This window comes from Mycolicibacterium sp. XJ1819 (assembly GCF_053483675.1).
The window spans coordinates 178592-202175 of record NZ_JBEFST010000007.1; the positions used below are offsets into that span (position 1 = coordinate 178592).

Consider the following 23584-nt stretch of genomic DNA (forward strand, 5'->3'; position numbering starts at 1 on the left):
AGCTTAACGGCAGCCAGCGCGAGCACTACGCTTGCGGCTGTGGAACCGGTGTACGGGACAGTCATTCAACTCGCGCGGATGGTGTGGCGGCTACAGGGTCTGACGTTCACCGTGACCGGGGTGGAGAACCTGCCGGTGACGGGCGGGGCCGTGGTCGCGATCAACCACACCAGCTACTTCGACTTCACGTTCGCCGGTCTTCCCGCCTACCGCCAGGGCCGTGGCCGCAAGGTGCGGTTCATGGCCAAAAAGGAAGTCTTCGACCACAAGATCGCCGGGCCGATCATGCGCAGCCTGCGCCATATCGAGGTGGACCGCGACAGCGGCGGCGAGTCATATGACCAGGCGTGCCGCAAGCTCGAAGAGGGCGAGTTGGTCGGGGTGTACCCGGAGGCCACGATCAGCCGCAGCTTCGAGATCAAGACACTGAAGTCGGGCGCCGCGCGCATGGCCATCGCCTGTGACGTGCCGATCGTCCCGCACATCGTCTGGGGCGCGCAGCGGATCTGGACCAAGGGACACCCCAAGAACCTCAGGCGCCCGAAGGTGCCGATCTCGGTGGCCGTCGGGGAACCGATCTACCCGACGCTGCCCCCGGCCGAACTGACCGCGCTGCTGCATTCGCGCATGCAACATCTGCTGGAACGGGTGCAGGACGCCTACGGCCCGCATCCGCCCGGCGAGTACTGGGTGCCGCATCGGCTCGGCGGGGGCGCGCCGACGCTGGCCGAGGCGAACCTGATGGACGCCGAGGACGCCGCCGAGAAGGCCGCGCGCCGCCAACAGACCGGACCCGCCGAGGCGCCGGGATAGCCCCGTGGAGCCGGTCTTCCGCACGCTGGAGATCGCAACGAAGGTTGCGGTCAAGCTCACCGGTACCCGGATCACCTTCCACGGCTTGGAGAACATCCCGGCGACCGGCGGCGCGGTGGTGGCTATCAACCACACCAGCTACATCGATTTTCTGCCCGCGGCGCTGGCCGCGCACTACCGCAAGCGCCGGATGCGCTTCATGATCAAGGCCGAGATGCAGGACGTGCCGGTGGTCCGCTGGCTGATCAAGCAGACCGGCACCATCCCGGTGGACCGCCAGGCCGGCGCGGGCGCCTACGCCGCGGCGGTCGAGGAGTTGCGCAACGGCGAGCTCGTCGGGGTGTACCCGGAGGCCACCATCAGCCGCAGCTTCGAGCTCAAGGAGTTCAAGACCGGCGCCGTGCGGATGGCGCTGGAGGCCCGGGCGCCGATTGTGCCGGTGATCGTGTGGGGTGCGCAGCGGTTGTGGACGAAGGACCATCCGCGGGCCTTGGGGCGCAGGAAGATTCCGGTGACCGTCGCGGTGGGTGCGCAGATCGAGCCGGTTGGTACCGTGGCTGAGCTGGGCACCACACTGCGCGCGTCCATGACCGAGCTGCTTGATCGGGTGCAGCGGGACTACCCGCATCCCGAAGGCGCCTACTGGGTACCGCGCCGGCTGGGCGGCAGCGCTCCCACACCACAGGAGGCCAAGTTGCTCGACGAGGCTGAGTTGGCCGAGCGGGCACGCAGGCGTGCGCAACGGCAGGCCGAGAGCCGCTGATGGGCACACCAGCGCTGATCGCCAGCGACGTCGACGGCACGCTGATCGACGACGCCGAGAGGGTCTCCGACCGCACCCGCGCGGTGGTGACCGCGGCCGTCGACTCGGGTGTGGAGTTCGTGCTGGCCACCGGCCGCCCGCCGCGCTGGGTGCAGCCGGTGGTGGACGCGCTCGGGTTCGCGCCGATGGCGGTGTGTGCCAACGGTTCGGTGCTCTATGACCCCGCGACCGACCGCATCGTGTCGGCGCGCACCCTGTCGACGGAGTTGCTCGCCGAACTCGCCGAGATCGCCACCCGGGTGATCCCGGGCTCCGGGCTGGCCGTCGAGCGGGTGGGGGCCAGTGCCCACGACGCCGCGACCCCGCAGTTCGTCAGCTCACCCGGCTACGAGCACGCCTGGTTGAACCCGGACAACACCGAGGTCTCGTTCGACGATCTGCTCAGCGCACCGGCCATCAAGCTGCTGGTGCGCAAGGCCGGCGCGCGAAGTGCCGACCTGGTCGCCGTGCTCGCCGAGCACATCGGTGAGCGCGCCGACCTGACCTACTCCACCGACAACGGTCTGGTCGAGGTGATGCCGCGCGGCATCAGCAAGGCCACCGGCATCGACGAACTGGCCCGACCGCTGGGCATCACCGCCGAGGAGGTGGTCAGTTTCGGCGACATGCCCAACGATGTGTCGATGCTGAAGTGGGCCGGGCTGGGTGTCGCGATGGCCCATGGCCATCCCGAGGCGCTGGCGGCCGCCGACGAGATCACCGCGACCAACAACGAGGACGGCGTCGCACGTGTTCTCGAACGCTGGTGGCCGCCGACCTGATGTCGAACGCACCGACGCAGGCCGCGCTCAGGCGGGGTTGATCGGTGGGGTGAACCGCTCCAGCTGAATCGGGATCTCGTCGGGCGCCGGTCTGGGCAGTTCCACCGGGATGCCGTCGATGACGCGGGTCACCGTGCCGTTCTCGCGGTCGAAGTTCAGCGTGCCGTGCGCGAAGTTCTGCACGATCCACAGCGGTTCGTGAATCTCGGCGCTGGTCGGCAGGCCCAACGCGCCGCGCTCGAAGCCCAGCGCGCCCCACGCCTTGTAGATCTCGCCGGTGACCGGTTCGGCGCCGGTGGACGGCGACCAGTAGATCGCGCCCCGTTCGAAGGTGACGTAGCGGGTCGGCCCCGCGCCGGTGGCCTCCGGTGAGGTCGGCGCGCCGAGCGGGCCGGCCATCCCGCCCATCGCCTCCCAGCGCGCGAAGATGGCCCCACCGCGCAGCGATTCGGCCAGGTCGGCGGGGCCGGGCGGGTCGTTGAACCGGGCCGCGATATCGCGGATGTGGTCCATCAACGCATAGGCCGCGTTGCCGGGGCATTCGGTGACGCCGACGTCGCGGTGGGTGAAGATCGCGGGCAACGCCGGGGAGGCCCCGGGTGGGAACTTGGCGAACGAACCGCCCGCCGAACTGAGCACCACGGTGCCCCGCGGGTCGACCCGGTCCAGGCCCAGCCGCCAGCCCAGCAGTCGCGCGGTGGTGCGCAACTGAATCGGCGTCGGCGGCTCCATGTCGAAGTTGCCGAGCATCGCCACGCCCCAGGTGTCATGGTTGAACCCGCCGGTGTGGGCGCCCTCCACGGCCTTGGTGATACCGCCCGCGCGGCCCTCGAAGACCTGCCCGTACTTGTCCACCAGCGCGTTGTACGCAATGTCGCACCAGCCCAGCGTGCGGGTGTGATACTCGTAGATCGACCGGACGATTCCGGCCGAGTCCTCCGGGGCGTATTCGTTGCTCCCTGCCGTGTGATGGACGATTCCGGCGCGAATTCCCTTGTCGTACTGAGGATTACCACATCTCATCGATTCATCGGCGCCCCAGCCCGCGCGGTCGATGATGTGGGGCGGCACGCCCGGCGGGGTGACCGCCGACGGCAACGGGGCGTCGACGGGCGCCTGGGGCGGGCTGATCAACACGGCGTTGATATTCTGGGCGAACGGCTGCTCGGTGTTGGCGGGCACATAGCCCAGGTCGGCTGGTTCACCGGTCGGCCCCGGGCCGGTCGGCGGCGCGTCGGCGGGTCTACTGACCGCGATCTGCACGGTGGTGGTGCGTCCGACGAACACCGGTTCGGTGCCGCGGAGTTCGGCGCCCTCGGGGCCCACGCCCTCCATGGCCTCGGCCACGTACCAGGGCCCCCACGAGCCGTCGGATTTCTTTGCCCGCACTCGGGCCGACGTGCCGGTCAGGTCCTGCGCGGTCAGCGCCACCATCGAGAACGGCGTGTCCTGGTGGATCTCGCGGACCGTCTCGCCGCCACCGAGACCGCTGAGCGCCTGTTCGGCCAGCTGCGGCGCCTGCTGTGCCGGCGCCGACGCCTCATCACCCGGCAGTCCGTCGACGGCCCACGGCAGCATCACGACCGTCGCCGCGAGCGCGGTGAAGATCATCGACGGTACGGGACGGCGGTACGGCACGGACCGATGTTACGTATGTGTCAGTTGTTACTGATGTTTCGACACGGTGCGGCGGTGCATCAATTGCGATGATGCGCAGACCCAGTGCAACGGCACCGCAGAGTCATCTCGTCATCTGCGGTGCCGTTTTGCACAGGTCTTCGGCCCTTAGGCGGGCGGCGGTGGCGGTGCCGGCAGCGGACCCGCCGGAGGTTTGACCGCCGACATGATCGCGGGCATCACCATGCCCTTGAGCAGGTCGATGGCCTGGCCGGCGCCGAGTTGGTTGGCCATGCTCGACAGTTCGCCGATGATGCCGCCGCTGCCGCTGGTGGTCGCGGCGGGCATCGTGGCCAGCGACGGGTCACCCAGGATCGGGTAGGTGCCCGCGGCCGGGTCCAATCCGATCGGTGCCGAGATCGGAACTTCGCTCGGTGCGGGCAGGCTGCCGGTGGAGATCGGCGTCAACGCGGAGTCGACACCGGCCGCCGGGGTGGTCAGCCCCGGTGTGGTCAGGCCGGGCAACTCGCCGGTGGGGCTGGTCAGCGCCGGGTTGGTCAGCGCCGGGTTGGTCAGGTCGGGGCTGGTCAGCGCCGAGTCGGTCAGCGAGGGCAGACCGGCCGCCGACGGTGCGAAGTTGGCGCCCGGCGCGTCGATCGCCGGTGCGGTGACACCCGGTGTGGCCAGACCGGGCGTCGCCACCTCGGGCGTGGTCAGCCCCGGCGTGGTGAGGCCCGGCGTGGTGAGCCCGGGGGCGGTCAAGCCCGGCGCCGTGAGACCCGGAGAGGTCAGCCCCGGGCTGGTCAGCCCGGGCGAGGCGGTCGGCCCCGACCCCGTCAGGATGCCGGTAGGCATCGGCGGCAGGTTGATCCCGAACTGCGAAAGCCCCTGCGACAGCGCGGACATCAACTCGTTGGGCAGGTCGGTGATCATCGCGGCCTGTACGAACTCACGCTTCTGTGGAGCGGGGTCGATGCTCGCGGACAGGTCGGAAACGGCGACTACGGCGGCTGGACTCGCGACTGCCAGGGCAGCGACTGCGCTCATGGCCGTCGATAGCCTGCGGCGACGTCGGTTCGGCACGGAAGTCTCCTCAATATATGGACTACAAGTGGTAGTGCTCGGTGGTCACTCGTCAGCGGTCCGGACCGGTCGTGCGCCCATCGATGCCAACGGGATTGACGGTACTGCTGTTAATACTGTGTCTAAAGTGACGATGCGGAATCGTGAGCCAATCTTGACCTGACGGGTTCCGCCCCGCGCGCCGGCCGATCGATCCGGTCCCGCGACCCGCATCAGGCAACTCGGGCGCAGCGGTCAAGGTCCGTTACCCTGGCTGCCGATGACAGCTCGTTTCGACCTCTTTGTCGTCGGTTCCGGATTCTTCGGCCTGACGATTGCCGAGCGCGTGGCCACCCAGTTGGACAAGCGTGTCCTCGTCGTCGAGCGGCGCCCGCACATCGGCGGTAACGCGTACTCCGAGGCCGAGCCGCAGACCGGCATCGAGGTGCACAAATACGGTGCGCACCTGTTCCACACGTCCAATCAGCGGGTCTGGGACTACGTGCGGCAGTTCACCGACTTCACCGGTTATCAACACCGCGTGTTCGCGATGCACAACGGGCAGGCCTACCAGTTCCCCATGGGCCTGGGCCTGGTCTCGCAGTTCTTCGGCCGCTACTTCAGCCCCGACGAGGCGCGCAGGCTGATCGCCGAACAGGCCGCCGAGATCAAGACCGAAGAGGCGCAGAACCTCGAGGAGAAGGCCATCTCGTTGATCGGCCGCCCGCTCTACGAGGCGTTCGTCAAGGGCTACACCGCCAAGCAGTGGCAGACCGATCCCAAGGAACTGCCCGCGGCCAACATCGCCCGGCTGCCGGTGCGCTACACGTTCGACAACCGCTATTTCAACGACACCTACGAGGGGCTGCCGGTCGACGGCTACACGGCGTGGTTGAAGAACATGGCCGCCGACGACCGCATCGAGGTGCGGTTGGACACCGACTGGTTCGAGGTGGCCGACGGGTTGCGCGCCGCGAGCCCCGATGCGCCGGTTGTTTATACCGGACCGCTGGACCGCTACTTCGACTACTCGGAGGGCCGGCTCGGCTGGCGCACCCTGGACTTCGAACTCGAGGTGCTCGACACCGGTGACTTCCAGGGCACCTCGGTGATGAACTACAACGACCTCGACGTGCCCTACACCCGCATCCACGAATTCCGGCACTTCCACCCCGAACGGTCCTACCCCACGGACAAGACGGTGATCATGCGGGAGTACTCGCGGTTCGCCGACGCCGACGACGAGCCCTATTATCCGATCAACACCGAAACCGACCGCGCGTTGCTGGCCGCCTACCGGGCCAAGGCCAAGGCCGAGACGGCGTCGGCGAAGGTGTTGTTCGGCGGGCGACTGGGCACCTACCAGTACCTCGACATGCACATGGCGATCGCCAGCGCACTGAATATGTACGACAACACCCTGGCTCCGCATCTTCGTGACGGCAGGCCATTGACCGACATCGGCACAGAAAGCAACAGCGCATGAGCGACATCCCGTCCGGCGCGCTCGACACCGCGGAATCGCGGGCGGTCAGCCCTCTGGCGCGCATCATCATGCCGCGGCCAGGCGAACCGCTTGATGTCCGCAAGCTCTATATAGAGGAATCCGACACCAACTCCCGTCGCGCCCATGCGCCCGACCGGACCACGCTAGAGATCGGCGCGGAGTCGGAGGTGTCGTTCGCCACCTACTTCAACGCGTTCCCGGCCAGCTACTGGCGACGTTGGTCGTCGCTGGAATCGGTCGTGTTGCGGGTCGAGTTGACCGGCAGCGCCCGCGTCGACGTGTACCGCTCCAAGGCCACCGGCGCCCGCATCACGGTCGGCGGCGCGCCGATCGCCAGCGCAGACTCGACCGAACCCGCCGCTGTCGAATTCGAGATCGATCTGACCCCCTTCGAGGACGGCGGCTGGATCTGGTTCGACATCACCACCAACAGCAACGTCAGGGTGCACAACGCCGGCTGGTATGCGCCGCGGCCCGCGCCGGGGCGGGCCAACATCGCCGTCGGCATCCCGACCTTCAACCGACCCGCCGACTGCGTCAACGCGCTGGCGGCGCTGACGTCGGATCCGTTGGTGGACGAGGTGATCGGCGCGGTGATCGTCTCCGACCAGGGCACCAAGAAAGTCAGGGACCATCCCGGTTTCGCGGAGGCGGCCGCCGCACTGGGCAACCGGCTGTCGGTGCACAACCAGCCGAACCTCGGCGGCTCCGGCGGTTACAGCCGGGTGATGTACGAGGCGCTGAAGAACACCGACTGTGAACAGATCCTGTTCATGGACGACGACATCCGCATCGAGCCAGACTCGGTGCTGCGCGCGTTGGCGATGAACCGGTTCGCCAAGTCGCCGACGCTGGTCGGCGGCCAGATGCTCAACCTGCAGGAGCCTTCGCACCTGCACGTGATGGGTGAGGTGGTCAACCGGGACAACTTCATGTGGACCAACGCGCCCAACACCGAGTACGACCACAACTTCGCGAAGTTCTCGCTCGCCGACGAGGAGCAGGACCGCAGCAGGCTGCTGCACCGCCGCGTCGACGTCGACTACAACGGCTGGTGGATGTGCATGATCCCGCGGCAGGTGGCCGAGGAGCTCGGGCAGCCGCTGCCGTTGTTCATCAAGTGGGACGACGCCGACTACGGGCTGCGGGCCGCCGAGCACGGATACGGCACCGTCACGTTGCCCGGCGCGGCGATCTGGCACATGGCGTGGAGCGACAAGGACGACGCGATCGACTGGCAGGCCTACTTCCACCTGCGCAACCGATTGGTGGTCGCCGCCATGCACTGGGACGGCAACGTCCGCGGACTGTTGGCGTCCTCGATCAAGGCGACGCTGAAACACCTACTGTGCCTGGAATATTCGACCGTCGCGATTCAGATCAGGGCGATGGAGGATTTCCTGGCCGGACCGGAGCACATCTTCTCCATCCTGGAGTCCGCGCTGCCCGAGGTGCACCGGATGCGCAAGAACTACCCCGACGCGGTGGTGCTGCCCGGAGCGACCGCGCTTCCGGCGCCGTCGGACCGCCGGCACAACAGGGTCAAGATCCCGACCGGTCCGCTCGCGATCTCGTTGAACCTCGCCCGCGGCGTGGTGAACCAACTCAAGCAGCACGACCCCGCGCACCATCACCGCCCGCAGATCAACGTCGCGACGCAGGATGCCCGGTGGTTCCTGCTGTGCCGCTACGACGGTGTGACGGTCACCACCGCCGATGGCCGCGGCGTGGTCTTCCGCCAGCGCGACCGCGCGAAAATGTTTGCGCTGCTGCGCAGTTCGATGCGTCAACACGTCAAGCTGGCTCGAAACTTCAACCGCATGCGCAAGGTGTACCGCGACGCACTGCCGGTGCTCACCAGCAAGCAGAAGTGGGAGACGGTGCTGCTAGAGGCATCGCCCAATGACTGACACCGCCCGCGGTGAGCGCGCCGCGGACCCGTTGCGGGGCGAGGAGGCCGCGCTGGTCGCCGTGCAGTCGGCGCTTGCGGACCGGCCCGGTGTGCTCACCGGCGCCCGGGCGCTGTCGCACTTCGGTGAGCACAGCATCGGGTGGCTGGCGATCTCGGCCGCCGGCGCGGTGCTGGCGCCGCGCCGGCGCAACGACTGGCTCGCGGTCGGTGTGGGTGCGTTCTGCGCCCACGCCGCCGCCGTGCTGATCAAGCGGGTGATCCGACGCGAGCGTCCGCACCACCCGGCGATCACGGTCAACGTCGGCACCCCGAGCAGGCTGAGCTTCCCCTCGGCGCACGCGACGTCGACCACCGCGGCGGCGGTACTGCTGGCCAGGGTCACCGGGCTACCGTTACCGGTGGTGCTGGTGCCGCCGATGGCCCTGTCGCGGTTGGTGCTCGGCGTGCACTATCCCAGCGATGTGCTCACCGGCGTGGCCGTCGGGGCGACCGTCGCCAAGGCGGTCAGCGTGGTCGCCGATCGGACCTCCCAGGGGGAGAGCAGCAGCCGATGAGTGTCTCGAGTGAGAGCAGTGCAGAAAGCGCGCGACAGATGAGCGACCAACAGGCACCGGACAAGGGCCCGCCGCGCAACCTGGCGACCGGGTTGGTCAAGGCCATCCGGCCACGGCAGTGGGTGAAGAACGTCCTGGTGTTCGCCGCTCCGGTGGCCGCACTCGGTGACGCCCGCTATGCCTATGACTATCGCGAAGTGCTGGTCAAGGTGCTGCTGGCGTTCGTGGTGTTCAGCCTGGCGGCCTCGTCGGTCTACCTGGTCAACGACGCCCGCGACGTCGAGGCCGACCGCGCGCATCCGACCAAACGGTTCCGGCCGATCGCCGCGGGGGTGGTTCCCGAATGGCTGGCCTACGGCGTCGCTGTGCTGCTCGGCGCCGCATCGCTGGTGATCGCGTGGCTGGTCAGCCCCAATCTGGCGCTGGTGATGGCGATTTACATCGCGATCCAACTGGCCTACTGCTTCGGTCTCAAACACCAGCCCGTCATCGACATCTGCATCGTGTCCTCGGGGTTCCTGATTCGGGCCATCGCCGGTGGCGTCGCCGCGGATGTGCCACTGTCGCAGTGGTTCCTGCTGATGATGGCGTTCGGGTCACTGTTCATGGCGGCGGGCAAGCGCTACGCCGAGCTTCAACTCGCGGAGCGTACCGGCGCCAAGATCCGCAAGTCGCTGGAGAGTTACACCAGTTCCTACCTGCGTTTCGTGTGGACGCTGTCGGCGACGTCGCTGGTGTTGTGCTACGGCCTGTGGGCCTTCGAACGCGACGATATGGGCGGCACCTCATGGTTTGTGGTGTCGATGATCCCGTTCACCATCGCCATCCTGCGCTACGCCGTCGACGTCGACGGTGGGTTGGCCGGTGAGCCGGAGGAGATCGCCTTGAAGGACCGGGTGCTGCAGTTGCTGGCATTGGCGTGGATCGGGACCATCGGTGCCGCCGTCTTCCTCGGTTGACAAGATGAGCCCGGCGGACGCCGGCGCGGGAACCTGGGTCGACGACGTCGGACGTCGGGTGGCCCGGATGCCCGCATTCCCCTACGACGCCACCGTGCGGCTGAGCCTGTGGGCCAGCGTGTTGGTGGTCGCGGTGCTGTTCGGCTGGGGCGCGTGGGAGCGGCGCTGGATCGCCGACGACGGCCTGATCGTGCTGCGCACCATCCGGAACATGTTGGCGGGCAACGGTCCTGTCTTCAACGCCGGCGAGCGGGTGGAGGCCAACACGTCGACCGTGTGGACCTACCTGGTCTATGTGGCCAGCCTTGTCGGCGCGCCGATGCGGTTGGAGTACATCGCGTTGTTCCTCGCGTTCGTGCTCAGCATCCTCGGCGTGGTGTTCGCGATGCTGGGGACCGCGCGGCTCTACGCGCCGAGCCTGCAGGGCCGTCGCGCGCTGATGCTGCCCGCCGGTGCGCTGGTCTACATCGCGGTGCCGCCCGCCCGTGACTTCGCCACCTCCGGACTGGAAAACGGTTTGGTGCTGGCCTATCTGGGCCTGTTGTGGTGGATGATGGTGTGCTGGTCGCAGACCAACCGTGGCCGTCCGGCGGCACCGGCGGCCCGTGGCGCACCGCCGACCATCCGTCGGCATCCGCTCGGGTTGGCCTCCGCACCACCGGAGCGGCCCGAAACCGTCAGCGCCGGGTTCACCGCCGCGCTGGCGTTCGTCGCGGGCCTGAGCGTGCTGGTGCGTCCCGAGTTGGCGTTGATCGGCGGCGTGGCGTTGATCATGATGTTGGTCGCGGCGCGGGGTCGGCGCCGGCGCTGGCTGATCGTGCTGGCCGGCGGACTGCTGCCGGTGGGGTACCAGATCTTCCGAATGGGCTACTACGGTCTGCTGTTTCCCGGCACCGCGTTGGCCAAGGAGGCGTCGGGGTCCAAGTGGTCGCAGGGCTTCGCCTATCTGGCCAACTTCAACCAGCCCTACCTGTTGTGGGCGCCCGCCATCCTGCTGACCGGACTCGCGGTGGTGGTGATGATCGCCCGCGGGCGCCCCTCGTGGACGCGACAGCGCGGCGAGTCGGGCCGCGGATGGCTGGTGCGGATGGTGCAAAGCCCTTCGGCTGTCGTGATTTTCATGATCGTCAGCGGGCTTCTGCAGGGGCTGTACTGGATTCGCACGGGTGGCGACTTCATGCACGGCAGGGTGCTGCTGACGCCGCTGTTCTGCGTGCTGATGCCGATCGCGGTGGTCCCGTTGGTGCTGCCCGACGGCACCCGGATGGCCCGCGGCGCGGGATACCTGTTCGTCGGGGCCACCTCGGTGTTGTGGTTGGCGGTGGCCGGTTGGGCGCTGTGGGCGGCCAACTCCCCGGGCATGGGGGCCGACGCCACCAAGGTGACCTACTCCGGAATCGTCGACGAGCGGCGGTTCTACTCGCAGGCCACCGGTCATGCGCATCCGCTGACCGCCGCGGACTATCTGGACTATCCGCGCATGCGCGCGGTTCTGGACGCGATCAACAACACCCCGGACGGCGCGCTGCTGTTGCCCGCGGGCAACTACGACCAGTGGGACGTGGTGCCCGCGATACCCCCGCCACCGGATGCGCCGGCCGGGGACGAGCGCCAAAGCGGGCCGCACACAGTCTTTTTCACCAATCTGGGCATGCTGGGAATGAATGTCGGGCTGGATGTGCGGGTCATCGACCAGATCGGACTCGCCAATCCGCTTGCCGCACACACCGAACGCCTGGAGGACGGCCGCATCGGCCACGACAAGAACCTCTTCCCGGACTGGGCGATCGCCGAGGGCCCGTTCCTCAAGGAGCCGCAGTTCATCCCGGGTTACATCAGCCCCGACTGGGTGAAGCAGGCCGAAGCGGCCCTGGAATGCCCGGCGACCGACGCGATGCTCACCTCGGTGCGGGGCCCGATGGGGCCGCGCCGGTTCCTGTCGAATCTTGTGCATGCGTACCAGTTCACGCAGTACCGGATCGATCGGGTGCCGCTCTACGAGCTGATCCGCTGCGGTCTGGCGGTGCCAGAACCCGTCGAACCCGCCGAACCGCCGTACACCGGCATGCCCGCCACCGGGCCGTAGTACGGCGTGTAACGCCGGCGGCCGCTGCGGAGATAGATAGCGCGACAGATGGCACAAGGTAATCGCCGGCCCCTGGGCGCCGTCGGACCAGACCTGATCGTGACCCCGACCCGAAAAGGAGCGACCAGGCACGATACACGTGAAATAGAAGGATCGGACCGCGGTGTGGTTGACTGCACGGGCAACGCGGCACGGTCTGAGGGGCAACTTCCGCGTGCGGCATACAACAGATGGGATAGATCAAGCATGAAGTTGGTTGGCAAGATCCGGCGTGCGGCGAGAACTCTGCCGCGCCGGCTCACGGTTGCGGCCCTAGCGGCGGCCGTGCTGCCCGGCCTCGTCAGCGCCGCCGGAGGCTCGGCGACTGCGGAGGCCTTCTCTCGACCGGGGCTTCCGGTCGAGTATTTGATGGTGCCGTCCGCGGGGATGGGACGTGATATCAAGGTCCAGTTCCAAAACGGTGGTCCCGACGCGCCGGGCGTCTACCTGCTCGACGGGCTGCGCGCCCGCGACGACTTCAACGGCTGGGACATCGAGACCGCCGCGTTCGAGTGGTACCTGGACTCCGGGCTGGCCGTGATCATGCCGGTCGGTGGCCAGTCCAGCTTCTACGCCGACTGGTACAAGCCGGCCTGCGGTGACAACGGCTGCTCCACCTACAAGTGGGAGACGTTCCTGACCCAGGAACTGCCCGCCTACCTGGCGGCCAACCACGGGGTGAACCCGAACCGCAACGCGGCGGTGGGCCTGTCGATGGCCGGTTCGGCGGCGCTGACGCTGGCGATCTACTACCCGCAGCAGTTCCAGTACGCGGCTTCGCTTTCCGGCTTCCTGAACCTCTCCGAGGGCTGGTGGCCGATGCTGGTCGGCATGTCGATGGGTGACGCCGGCGGTTACGAGTCCGAGGACATGTGGGGTCCGTCGAGCGACCCGGCATGGAAGCGCAACGACCCGATGGTCAACATGGACCGGCTGGTCGCCAACGGCACCCGGATCTGGGTGTTCTGCGGTAACGGCAAGCCGGCCGAGATCAACGGCCAGGTCGAGGGCGACAACTTCAACGCGAAGTTCCTCGAGGGGTTCACGCTGCGCACCAACGAGACGTTCCAGGAGCAGTACCTGGCCGCGGGCGGTAAGAACGGCGTGTTCAACTTCCCGCAGAGCGGCACGCACAGCTGGGGCTACTGGGGTCAGCAGCTGCAGCAGATGAAGCCCGACATCCAGCGGGTGCTGGGCGCCACCCCGCAGCCGACGACTCCCATTGCCACGGAGGCCTCGGCTCAGACAGAGGGCGGCAACTAAGCCCGCAGCAGTCAGTCCGGTCGGCGGCGGCGATCCTTCGGGGTCGCCGCCGTCGCCCGTTTCCGGCGTTCGCGGACCGCCCTTTTGCCGCTGACGCGGGCCTTCTGCTCCTATTCCCTTGCCCCATGTGATTGACTACCTCGCGCGGGGGCCAGCCGACGAGCGTGAGGTGGGGCAGTTGTTGATGCGTGGATTGTTCCGGGCGATCCTGACCGTGGTGTTGTCCGCCGGACTGTGGACCGTGACGGCGCCGACCGCCGCGGCCCAGGTCGAGACGTTGATGGTGCCGTCGGCGGCGATGGGCCGCGACATTCCGGTGGCGTTCCAGGCCGGTGGCCCGTACGCCGTCGTCCTGCTCGACGCCTTCAACGCCGCACCCGACGTGAGCAACTGGGTGACGGCGGGTAACGCCATGGACACCCTGGCGGGCACGGGCGTCTCGGTGGTCGCACCCGCCGGTGGGGCGTGGAGCATGTACACCAACTGGGAGCAGGACGGCAGCAAGCAGTGGGAGACCTTCCTCGCTGACGAGCTGCCCAACTGGCTGGCCGCCAACAAGGGTCTAGCGCCCGGCGGGCACGGCATCGTCGGCGCCGCACAGGGCGGCTACGGCGCCATGGCGATGGCGACGTTCCACCCCAACCGCTACCGCTTCGCGGGCTCGCTGTCGGGCTTTCTGACGCCGGAACGCACCGGGGTCGACGGCGCCATCACCGCCGGACTGCAGCAATACGGCGGCGTCGACACCCGCAACATGTGGGGTATGCCACAGCTGGGTCGGTGGAAGTGGCACTCCCCGAACGCGCACGTGCAGTTGCTCTCCGACAACAACACCCGGCTGTGGGTCTGGAGCGGGCCCGCCGGCGGCTGCACCGATCCCGCCGCGATGATCGGCTACTGCGACATCGCGCAGGGCACCAACCGCGAGTTCTACCAGCACTATCGCTCGGTCGGCGGCCACAACGGCCACTTCGACTTCCCGACCAGCGGCAACCACGACTGGGGCAGCTGGAGCGCGCAGTTGGGCGCGATGAAGGGCGAACTGGCGGCCACGCTCAAATAGCCGACCGCGCGCTCAGCTAACCAGGCCGCGGGTTGTCGAGCCGGTGCGCCGGTACCTTGGAGGCGTGCAACGCGCGGTTCGGCTGGTGGCCGGTGCGGCCCCGATGTCGGGTTGGTCGGCATCGGGCTGGTTGACGGCGCTTCTTCTCGCGGCGCTGCCGGTCTCGCTGACCGGGTGCTCGACCGACGACATGATGGCGACCATGGGCATGCCGACCTCGGAGACCGCGCCCGCGCACGGTCAGTCCGGGGCGGCCCCGCCGGGGCCGCTGCACGCCGACGGGCATTCCAATGCGCTCCTGCTCACCGACCGGCAGCGCGCCTACCTGGACGCGTTGAGCTCCGCCGGGGTGAAACCCTCCAGCGATCTGCGGGCGCTGTCGATCGGCTCCTACGTGTGTCACGCGCGCGTCGCCAAGAAGGACGAACAGGCGGTGTGGGATTCGGTGCGGCCGCACGTGCGCAGTGATTTCGACAGTCTCAGCCTCAGCGCGGCGGGCCCGTCGGCCGCGGACGTCGACGCCGCCACCGCCGACTACATTCGGATCGCGACCACACAACTCTGTTGATTCACCCGGCGGACCCCTCTTGAGCCAGGAGCCCGGAAGGAAGCATGGCAACTAACAATCGGCGGAATCGCCACCGCATTCTCGCGCTCACCGCGGCCGCGGCGGTGGCGCTCGTTGTGGTGTTGGTCCTGGCGTTCGTGATGCTGTGGCCGCGGATGCCCGACACGCCGCCGGGCGGCGAGCCGCCGAGCGCCGCACCCGGCGCGATACCCCCGAAGAAGCCGCGCCCGGAGTTCCAGGACGCGAGCTGCCCGGACGTCCAGTTGGTGTCGGTGCCCGGCACCTGGGAGTCGTCGCCGCAACTCGATCCGTTCAACCCGACCCAGTTCCCGATCGCGCTGCTGCTCAACGTCACCAACCCGCTGAGCCAGCAGGTGGAGAACAGCCGGCTGGAGGTGTACACCGTCCCCTACACCGCGCAGTTCCAGAACCCACTGGCGGCCGGCGACAAGCAGATGCCCTACAACCAGAGTCGCGCCGAGGGGTTCGCGGCGACCGTGCGGGCGATGACGGACATGAACAACCGCTGCCCGCTGACCAGCTACGTGCTGATCGGCTTCTCGCAGGGCGCGGTGATCGCAGGCGACGTCGCCAGCGACATCGGCAACGGCCGCGGACCGGTCGAGGAGGATCTGGTGCTCGGTGTGGCGTTGATCGCCGACGGCCGCCGGCAGGCCGGGGTGGGCCAGGACGTCGGGCCCGTTCCCGCGGGGCAGGGCGCCGAGATCACGCTGGACGAGGTTCCGCTGCTCGACTCGTTCGGTCTGGACATGACCGGCCCGCGCCCCGGTGGCTTCGGAATGCTCAACAATCGGGTCTTCGAGATCTGCGCGACCGGCGACCTGATCTGTTCGGCGCCCGAGTCGGCGTTCAACATCACCCAGTTGCCCAAGACGCTCGAGGTGCTCAGTGGCGGGGCCGGCCAACCGATCCACGCCATGTACGCCACGCCGCAATTCTGGAATCTGGACGGCCAGTCGGCCACGCAGTGGACACTGAATTGGGCACGGCAGGTGATCGATAACGCCCCGCGTCCAAAACATGGCTGACCCGTGACCGGACCGATTTGGCCCGCGCCTGGCGGTCACCTAACATTAAGAGAAAACTAAGAGCGGCAACCGAAGGCCGTGGTACCCCACCCCGGTACGATCTTGGGGTTTGGGGTTTCGCGCCGGACACGGATCGCGACCTCTCGTGGTCACGAATTCAAAGACTTGCGCTGATGCGTGTGGGTCTGACAGGAGTATGAGATGGGGTTCCATAACCCGTTCATCAAGGACGGACTGATCAAGTTCCCGGACAACGGCAGCCTGGTCAAGCACGTCGAACGATGGGCCAAGGTGCGTGGAGACAAGCTCGCCTACCGCTTCATTGACTTCTCGACCGAGCGTGACGGCGTCGAACGCGACCTGCGCTGGGCCGATTTCAGCACGCGTAACCGGGCCGTGGGCGCCCGCCTGCAGCAGGTCACCGAACCCGGCGACCGCGTCGCGATCCTGTGCCCGCAGAACCTGGAATACCTGGTCGCGTTCTTCGGCACGCTGTACTCCGGGCGCATCGCCGTGCCGCTGTTCGACCCGAACGAACCCGGCCACGTCGGCCGTCTGCACGCCGTGCTCGACGACTGCCGGCCGTCGGCGATCCTGACCACCACCGACGCCGCCGAGGGGGTGCGCAAGTTCTTCCGCACCCGGCCCGCCAAGGACCGCCCCCGCGTCATCGCCGTCGACGCGGTGCCCGACGAGGTCGGCGCCACCTGGGCGCCCGTCGACGTGCAGCACGACACCATCGCCTACCTGCAGTACACGTCGGGTTCGACCCGCATCCCGACGGGTGTGCAGATCACCCATCTGAACCTGGCCACCAACGTGGTGCAGGTGATCGAGGCGCTCGACGGTGAGGAAGGCGACCGGGGCGTGTCCTGGCTGCCGTTCTTCCATGACATGGGCCTGATCACGGTGCTGCTGCCGACGGTGATCGGGCACTACATCTCGTTCATGACCCCGGCCGCGTTCGTCCGCAGGCCCGGCCGCTGGATCCGCGAGATGGCGCGCAAGGAGGGCGACGACGACGGCGGCGTCATCTCGGTCGCCCCGAACTTCGCCTTCGACCACGCCGCCGCGCGCGGGGTGCCCAAAGACGGCGAACCGCCGCTGGATCTCTCCAACATCAAGTGCATCCTCAACGGCAGCGAGCCGATCTCGGCGGCCACCGTGCGCAGGTTCAACGAGGCATTCGGCCCCTATGGCTTCAAACCGCAGGCGATCAAGCCGTCCTACGGTTTGGCCGAGGCGACGCTGTTCGTGTCCACCACCCCGATGGACGCCGAGCCCCGGATCGTCTACGTCGACCGCGACGAACTGAACAACCATCGGTTCGTCGAGGTGCCCGAGGATTCACCGAAGGCGGTCGCGCAGGCCGGCGCGGGCAAGGTCGGGGTTGCGGAGTGGGCGGTGATCGTCGACAACGAAACGGCCACCGAGCTTCCCGACGGCCAGATCGGCGAGATCTGGATCAGCGGCCAGAACATGGGCACCGGTTATTGGGGTAAGCCCGAGCAGACGATCGCCACCTTCCAGAACATCCTCAAATCCCGCACCAACCCGTCACACGCCGAAGGCGCGCCCGACGACGCCACCTGGGTGCGCACCGGCGACCTGGGTGCCTACCACGACGGTGAGCTCTACATCACCGGGCGCACAAAGGATCTGGTGATCATCGACGGCCGAAACCACTACCCGCAGGACCTCGAGTACTCGGCGCAGGAGGCCACCAAGGCGCTGCGCACCGGGTTCGTCGCCGCGTTCTCGGTGCCCGCCAACCAGCTGCCCGACGAGGTGTTCGCCGACGCCCACTCGGGGCTCAAGCGCGATGCGGGCGACACCTCCGAGCAGTTGGTGATCGTCGGCGAGCGGGCGCCGGGCGCCCACAAGCTCGACATGGGCCCGATCGTCGACGACATCCGGGCCGCGATCGCGGTGCGGCACGGTGTGACCGTGCGTGACGTACTGCTGACCCCGGCGGGCGCGATCCCGCGCACCTCCAGCGGCAAGATCGGCAGGCGCGCCTGCCGCGCGGCCTACCTCGACGGCAGTCTGCGGAGCGGGAAGGTCGCAAACGCGTTCCCCGACGAGACTGACTGACAGCAATCGACTGGAATATGGCTGACACACAGGACAATCCGCCCGAGCCCCAGACCCCGGAGTTCCCCCTCGCCCAGGGCCAGGAGCCCCCCACCCCGGCTTCCGGTGCCGCGGCCAGGGCCGGCAACGACATGACGGTCGCCGAGATGCGTGAGTGGCTGCGCAACTGGATCGCCGAGGCCACCGGCCAATCACCGGCCGCCATCAACGATTCCACACCGATGGTCGAACTGGGCCTGTCCTCGCGTGATGCGGTGGCGATGGCCAGCGACATCGAGGACCTCACCGGCGTGACGCTGACGGCCACGGTGGCGTTCCGCCATCCGACCATCGAATCGCTGGCGACGGTGATCATCGAGGGCGAGCCGGAACTCGAGCACGCCGACGAGGACGAGATTTGGAGCCGCGACGACTCGGCGCCTAGGGACATCGCGATCGTGGGCATCGCCACCCGCTTCCCGGGCGACCTGAACACCCCCGAGCAGACGTGGCAGGCCCTTCTCGAGGGCTTCGACGCGATCACCGACCTGCCGGAGGGGCGCTGGGAGGAGTTCCTGGGCGAGCCACGCATCGCCGAGCGCGTCGACAAGGCCCGCACCCGCGGCGGCTACCTGTCCGACATCAAGGGCTTCGACGCCGAGTTCTTCGCGCTGTCGAAGATGGAGGCCGACAACCTCGACCCGCAGCAGCGGATGGCGCTCGAATTGACCTGGGAGGCTTTGGAACACGCGCGCATCCCGGCGTCGAGCCTGCGGGGCGGCAACGTCGGGGTCTACCTCGGCAGCTCGCTGAACGACTACAGCTTCTTGGCGATGTCCGACCCGTCGATCGCCCACCCCTACGCGATCACCGGCACCGCCAGTTCGATCATCGCCAACCGGGTGTCCTATTTCTTCGACTTCCGCGGGCCGTCGGTGGCCATCGACACCGCGTGCTCGTCGTCGCTGGTCGCCGCCCATCAGGGTGTGCAGGCGCTGCGGGCGGGCGAGGCCGACGTGGCGATCGTCGGTGGTGTGAACGCGTTGATCACGCCCCTGGTGACGGTCGGCTTCGACGAGGTCGGCGGGGTGCTGGCCCCGGACGGCCGGATCAAGTCGTTCTCCGCCGACGCCGACGGCTACGCCCGCTCCGAGGGCGGCGGGGTGCTGGTGCTCAAGCGGGTGGCCGACGCGCGCCGTGACGGCGACGAGATCATCGCGGTCATCGCGGGCAGTGCGGTCAACCACGACGGCCGGTCCAACGGTCTGCTGGCGCCGAACCCGGATGCGCAGGCCGAGGTGCTGCGCAAGGCCTACAAGGACGCCGGCATCAACCCGCGCGATGTCGACTACATCGAGGCGCACGGCACCGGCACCATCCTGGGCGACCCGATCGAGGCCGACGCGCTGGGACGGGTCGTCGGCAGAGGCAGGTCGCCCGACCGGCCCGCGCTGCTGGGTGCGGTGAAATCCAATGTGGGACACCTGGAGTCGGCCGCCGGCGCGGCCAGCCTGGCCAAGATGGCGCTGGCGCTCAAGAACGACAAGATCCCGCCGTCGATCAACTACTCCGGCCCCAACCCGTACATCGACTTCGACGGTGTGCACCTGAAGGTCGCCGACACCGTCACCGACTGGCCCCGCTACAGCGGACATGCGATCGCCGGCGTGTCCGGGTTCGGCTTCGGCGGCGCCAACGCCCATCTCGTGCTGCGTGAGGTGCTGCCGTCCGACCTCGTCGAGCCAGAACCGCAGCCCGAACCCGAACCGCAGCAGGCGGGTCCGTCGGAGGCCAACGCCGTCTATGTCGGCGGGGTGCGGATGGACGAGTACGGCGAGTTCCTCGATGAGGACGCTGACGATGACGACGGGCTGGATCGGCCCGCGGCGGCGCTCGACGAGGAGCCGGAACTGCCGGGTCTCACCGACGAGGCGCTGCGGCTGCTGGAGGTGGCCCGCGAAGAGCTGGAGGCCTCCGAGCAATCGGCCCCTGTTGTACCGCTGGCGGTTTCGGGGTTCCTGACGTCACGCAAGAAGGCGACCGCCGCCGAACTGGCCGACTGGATCGACAGCCCGGAGGGGCGCGCGTCGTCGCTGGAGTCGATCGGTCGCGCGCTGTCGCGACGCAACCACGGCCGTTCCCGCGCGGTGGTGCTCGCCCATGACCACGACGAGGCGATCAAGGGCCTGCGCGCGGTCGCCGAGGGTAAGCAGAACCCGAATGTGTTCAGCGCCGACGGCCCGGTCACCAACGGGCCGGTGTGGGTGCTGGCCGGTTTCGGTGCGCAGCACCGCAAGATGGCCAAGAGCCTGTACCTGCGCAACGAGGTCTTCGCCGAGTGGATCAACAAAGTTGATTCGCTGGTGCAGGACGAGCGCGGCTACTCGATCGTCGAGTTGATTCTCGACGACGCGCAGGACTACGGCATCGAGACCACGCAGATCACGATCTTCGCGATCCAGATCGCCCTCGGCGAGTTGCTCAAGCACCACGGTGCGAAACCCGCTGCGGTGGTGGGGCAATCCCTCGGGGAGGCCGCGGCGGCGTACTTCGCCGGCGGGCTGTCGCTGGCCGACGCCACCCGCACCATCTGCTCTCGCTCGCATTTGATGGGTGAGGGCGAGGCCATGCTGTTCGGCGAGTGGATCCGGTTGATGGCTCTGGTGGAGTACTCCCCCGAGGAGATCGAGACGGTGTTCGCCGACTTCACCGATCTCGAGGTGTGCGTCTACGCCGCCCCGACCCAGACCGTCATCGGCGGCCCGCCCGAGCAGGTCGACGCGATCATCGCCAGGGCCGAATCGGAGGGCAAGTTCGCCCGCAAGTTCCAGACCAAGGGCGCCAGCCACACCTCGCAGATGGATCCGCTGCTGGGCGAACTGGCCGCCGAACTGCAGGGCATCGAGGCCAAACCGCTGACCATCGGCTACTTTTCGACCGTTCACGAGGGTCGCTACATCCGACCCGGCGAGACGATCCACGACGTGGACTACTGGAAGAAGGGGCTGCGACACAGCGTCTACTTCACCCACGGCATCCGCAACGCCGTCGACAACGGTCACACCACGTTCCTCGAACTGGCGCCCAATCCGGTGGCGCTGATGCAGGTGGGCCTGACGACGGCCGCCGCGGGCCTGCACGACGCGCAGTTGATCGCGACGCTGGCGCGCAAGCAGGACGAGGTCGACTCGATGACCGTCGCGATGGCGCAGCTCTACGTGCACGGCCACGATCTGGACTTCCGCACGCTGTTCGGCAAGGGAGAGTTCGCCGACATTCCGCCGACTCGGTTCCGGCGTAAGCCGCACTGGCTGGATGCCAGGTTCACCGGGGACAGCTCGATGATGATGCCCGGCAACCACGTCGCGATGCCCGACGGCAGGCACGTCTGGGAGTTCGCGCCCAAGGGACAACCCGACCTCGCTGCGCTGGTGAAAGCCGCTGCCGCGCAGGTTCTTCCCGGCGCCAAGTTGATGGCTTCCGAACAGCGCGCGGTACCCGGCGAGGGCGCCCGGCTGGTGACCACGCTGACGCGGCACCCGGGCGGCGCCAGCGTTCAGGTGCACGCCCGCATCGAGGAATCCTTCACGCTGGTCTACGACGCGTTGGTGGCCCGCGACGGTGCCGCCGCGGCGTTGCCGACGGCCGTCGGTGCCGCGACGGTGGCCGAGCAGGTCTCGACGGGTCCGGCGCCCGTCGAGGACGACGCCGAGGCGGAGATCCTGCAGGACAACCTGGCGGCCGGCGCCGGGCTGGCCGCCGGCTTCGCCAAGTGGTCACCGGACTCGGGTGAGACGGTGCACGATCGGCTGGCCGCGATCGTCGGTGGCGCAATGGGTTACGAGCCCGAGGACCTGCCGTGGGAGGTTCCGCTCATCGAGCTCGGGCTCGACTCGCTGATGGCGGTGCGGATCAAGAACCGCGTCGAGTACGACTTCGACCTGCCGCCGATCCAGCTCACCGCGGTGCGCGACGCCAACCTGTACGCCGTCGAGAAGTTGATCCAGTACGCGATCGAGCACCGCGACGAGGTGGACCAACTCGCTGAGCACCAGAAGACCAAGACGGCCGAGGAGATCGCCGCCGAGCAGGCCGAGTTGATGGGCGGCGCGTCGACGGCCGCCGAACTCGAGCAGGTGCTGGCCGAGAAGACCGCCGCCGCACCGGATCTGACCAGCGCGGGTACCGCCACCGCCGCCGACATCCCGCCGGCGGCGCCGGACATGGCGGTTCCCCCGCCGCCGACCGACCCGTCTGGTCCCACCCCCGCCGACCCGAAGTCGGCGGCAGGCATCGCCGCCCAGGTGCTCAGCCAGGAGGCGGTCACCGAGGCGCTGGGCGCCGACGTCCCACCCCGCGACGCCTCCGAGCGTGTGACGTTCGCGACGTGGGCGATCGTCACCGGTAAGTCGCCGGGCGGCATCTTCAACGAGTTGCCCGCCGTCGACGACGCGACCGCCGCCACGATCGCCGAACGGCTGTCCGAACGCGCCGAGGGCACCATCACCGCCGACGAGGTCAAGTCGGCGAAGACCATCGAGGAACTCGGCGAGACGGTGCGTCAGCACCTGGAAGCCGGCAAGGTCGACGGCTTCGTGCGGGTGATCCGGGCCAGGCCGGAAGGCCCGGCGGGTGCGGCCAAGGTGCCGGTGTTCGTGTTCCACGCCGCGGGCGGGTCGACGGTGGTCTACGAGCCGCTGCTCAAACGGCTGCCGCCGGACACCCCGATGTACGGCATCGAGCGCGTGGAGGGTTCCATCGAGGAGCGGGCCCGCGAGTACGTGCCGAAGCTGATGGAGATCCAGGGCAACGGCCCGTTCGTGCTGGCCGGCTGGTCTCTCGGTGGCGTGCTCGCCTACGCGTGCGCGATCGGGTTGAAGAAGGCGGGCGCCGACGTGCGGTTCGTCGGCCTCATCGACGCGGTGCGCCCCGGCGAGGAGATTCCGCAGACCAAGGAGGAGACCCGCGCCCGGTGGGACCGCTACGCCCGGTTCGCCGAGCGCACGTTCAACGTGGAGGTGCCCGAGATCCCCTACGAGCAGCTGGAGGAACTCGACGACGAGGGGCAGGTGAGGTTTGTGCTGGATGCCGTAGCGGCCAGCGGCGTGCAGATCCCCGGCGGCATCATCGAGCACCAACGCACGTCGTATCTGGATCAGCGGGCCATCGACACCGCCGAGATCCAGCCGTACGACGGCAAGGTCACGCTCTACATGGCCGACCGCTACCACGACGACGCGATCTACTTCGAGCCGCGCTACGCCACCCGCAAGCCCGACGGGGGCTGGGGCGAGTTCGTCTCCGAACTGGAGGTCGTGCACATCGGGGGTGAGCACATCCAGGCGATCGACGAGCCGTACATTGCGAAGGTGGGAGCACACATGAGTGAAGCGCTCAACCGGATCGAGGGTGAGGAGCCGCAGGCGAAGTGACCA

The 23584-nt window shown here is 68.3% G+C and carries 16 protein-coding genes; 14 read left to right on the top strand and 2 right to left on the bottom strand.

What is annotated here, in order from left to right:
• Nucleotides 1-39: 39 nt before the first annotated feature.
• From ABQE89_RS09780 to ABQE89_RS09790, 3 genes are read left to right on the top strand one after another with little or no spacing between them, the layout of a single operon-like run.
• Nucleotides 40-813 (top strand): lysophospholipid acyltransferase family protein, encoded by a 774-nt coding sequence (locus ABQE89_RS09780; RefSeq protein ID WP_448416118.1) that lies wholly within the window; start codon nucleotides 40-42, stop codon nucleotides 811-813.
• A gap of 4 nt (nucleotides 814-817) precedes the next feature.
• A complete protein-coding gene (locus tag ABQE89_RS09785) occupies nucleotides 818-1576 on the top strand; it encodes a lysophospholipid acyltransferase family protein (protein ID WP_448416119.1) in 759 nt (252 codons plus the stop codon).
• Complete coding sequence (locus ABQE89_RS09790; protein ID WP_448416120.1) at nucleotides 1576-2397, top strand: HAD family hydrolase; 822 nt, start codon at nucleotides 1576-1578, stop codon at nucleotides 2395-2397. The genes ABQE89_RS09785 and ABQE89_RS09790 overlap by 1 nt, the downstream gene beginning before the upstream one ends.
• 27 nt (nucleotides 2398-2424) lie before the next feature.
• On the opposite strand, the gene ABQE89_RS09795 is transcribed toward ABQE89_RS09790, so the two are convergent.
• A complete protein-coding gene (locus ABQE89_RS09795; protein WP_448416121.1) occupies nucleotides 2425-4035 on the bottom strand; it encodes an N-acetylmuramoyl-L-alanine amidase in 1611 nt (536 codons plus the stop codon).
• A 147-nt stretch (nucleotides 4036-4182) separates the two neighbouring features.
• On the bottom strand, nucleotides 4183-5097 hold the full coding sequence (locus ABQE89_RS09800; RefSeq protein WP_448416122.1) for a hypothetical protein: 915 nt from the start codon (nucleotides 5095-5097) through the stop codon (nucleotides 4183-4185).
• A gap of 259 nt (nucleotides 5098-5356) precedes the next feature.
• Between ABQE89_RS09800 and glf the strand changes: the two genes are divergently transcribed.
• The 11 genes from glf to pks13 all read left to right on the top strand — a co-directional run bounded on the left by glf (nucleotide 5357) and on the right by pks13 (nucleotide 23581).
• Nucleotides 5357-6562 carry a UDP-galactopyranose mutase gene (glf, locus tag ABQE89_RS09805; RefSeq protein ID WP_448416123.1) on the top strand — a complete coding sequence of 402 codons (1206 nt, stop codon included), beginning with the start codon at nucleotides 5357-5359 and terminating at the stop codon, nucleotides 6560-6562.
• A complete protein-coding gene (locus ABQE89_RS09810; protein ID WP_448416124.1) occupies nucleotides 6559-8493 on the top strand; it encodes a glycosyltransferase in 1935 nt (644 codons plus the stop codon). Before glf ends, ABQE89_RS09810 begins: the two co-directional genes overlap by 4 nt.
• Nucleotides 8486-9049 carry a phosphatase PAP2 family protein gene (locus ABQE89_RS09815; protein ID WP_448416125.1) on the top strand — a complete coding sequence of 188 codons (564 nt, stop codon included), beginning with the start codon at nucleotides 8486-8488 and terminating at the stop codon, nucleotides 9047-9049. Before ABQE89_RS09810 ends, ABQE89_RS09815 begins: the two co-directional genes overlap by 8 nt.
• 38 nt (nucleotides 9050-9087) lie before the next feature.
• Complete coding sequence (locus tag ABQE89_RS09820; protein WP_448416126.1) at nucleotides 9088-10008, top strand: decaprenyl-phosphate phosphoribosyltransferase; 921 nt, start codon at nucleotides 9088-9090, stop codon at nucleotides 10006-10008.
• A 4-nt stretch (nucleotides 10009-10012) separates the two neighbouring features.
• A complete protein-coding gene (gene zomB / locus ABQE89_RS09825) occupies nucleotides 10013-12094 on the top strand; it encodes a terminal beta-(1->2)-arabinofuranosyltransferase (protein ID WP_448416127.1) in 2082 nt (693 codons plus the stop codon).
• Between the two features lie 246 nt (nucleotides 12095-12340).
• Nucleotides 12341-13396 (top strand): esterase family protein, encoded by a 1056-nt coding sequence (locus tag ABQE89_RS09830; protein ID WP_448416128.1) that lies wholly within the window; start codon nucleotides 12341-12343, stop codon nucleotides 13394-13396.
• Between the two features lie 184 nt (nucleotides 13397-13580).
• Entirely contained in the window at nucleotides 13581-14459 is an 879-nt protein-coding gene (locus ABQE89_RS09835) for an alpha/beta hydrolase-fold protein (RefSeq protein ID WP_448416172.1), read from the top strand.
• A 103-nt stretch (nucleotides 14460-14562) separates the two neighbouring features.
• Nucleotides 14563-15027 (top strand): DUF732 domain-containing protein, encoded by a 465-nt coding sequence (locus ABQE89_RS09840; RefSeq protein ID WP_448416173.1) that lies wholly within the window; start codon nucleotides 14563-14565, stop codon nucleotides 15025-15027.
• Nucleotides 15028-15071: 44 nt separating this feature from the next.
• Complete coding sequence (gene culp6 / locus ABQE89_RS09845; protein WP_448416129.1) at nucleotides 15072-16076, top strand: carboxylesterase Culp6; 1005 nt, start codon at nucleotides 15072-15074, stop codon at nucleotides 16074-16076.
• Between the two features lie 201 nt (nucleotides 16077-16277).
• Complete coding sequence (fadD32, locus tag ABQE89_RS09850) at nucleotides 16278-18170, top strand: long-chain-fatty-acid--AMP ligase FadD32 (protein ID WP_448416130.1); 1893 nt, start codon at nucleotides 16278-16280, stop codon at nucleotides 18168-18170.
• 17 nt (nucleotides 18171-18187) lie between these two features.
• Nucleotides 18188-23581 carry a polyketide synthase Pks13 gene (gene pks13 / locus ABQE89_RS09855; protein WP_448416131.1) on the top strand — a complete coding sequence of 1798 codons (5394 nt, stop codon included), beginning with the start codon at nucleotides 18188-18190 and terminating at the stop codon, nucleotides 23579-23581.
• Nucleotides 23582-23584 lie beyond the last annotated feature (3 nt).

Excerpts from the sequence above, each read along its gene's own strand:
- ABQE89_RS09790 (WP_448416120.1), top strand. The coding sequence starts at position 1,576 with ATGGGCACACCAGCGCTGATCGCCAGCGACGTCGACGGCACGCTGATC.
- glf (WP_448416123.1), top strand. The coding sequence starts at position 5,357 with ATGACAGCTCGTTTCGACCTCTTTGTCGTCGGTTCCGGATTCTTCGGC.
- ABQE89_RS09810 (WP_448416124.1), top strand. The coding sequence starts at position 6,559 with ATGAGCGACATCCCGTCCGGCGCGCTCGACACCGCGGAATCGCGGGCG.
- ABQE89_RS09815 (WP_448416125.1), top strand. The coding sequence starts at position 8,486 with ATGACTGACACCGCCCGCGGTGAGCGCGCCGCGGACCCGTTGCGGGGC.
- ABQE89_RS09820 (WP_448416126.1), top strand. The coding sequence starts at position 9,088 with ATGAGCGACCAACAGGCACCGGACAAGGGCCCGCCGCGCAACCTGGCG.
- zomB (WP_448416127.1), top strand. The coding sequence starts at position 10,013 with ATGAGCCCGGCGGACGCCGGCGCGGGAACCTGGGTCGACGACGTCGGA.
- ABQE89_RS09830 (WP_448416128.1), top strand. The coding sequence starts at position 12,341 with ATGAAGTTGGTTGGCAAGATCCGGCGTGCGGCGAGAACTCTGCCGCGC.
- ABQE89_RS09835 (WP_448416172.1), top strand. The coding sequence starts at position 13,581 with ATGCGTGGATTGTTCCGGGCGATCCTGACCGTGGTGTTGTCCGCCGGA.
- ABQE89_RS09840 (WP_448416173.1), top strand. The coding sequence starts at position 14,563 with ATGTCGGGTTGGTCGGCATCGGGCTGGTTGACGGCGCTTCTTCTCGCG.
- culp6 (WP_448416129.1), top strand. The coding sequence starts at position 15,072 with ATGGCAACTAACAATCGGCGGAATCGCCACCGCATTCTCGCGCTCACC.
- fadD32 (WP_448416130.1), top strand. The coding sequence starts at position 16,278 with ATGGGGTTCCATAACCCGTTCATCAAGGACGGACTGATCAAGTTCCCG.
- pks13 (WP_448416131.1), top strand. The coding sequence starts at position 18,188 with ATGGCTGACACACAGGACAATCCGCCCGAGCCCCAGACCCCGGAGTTC.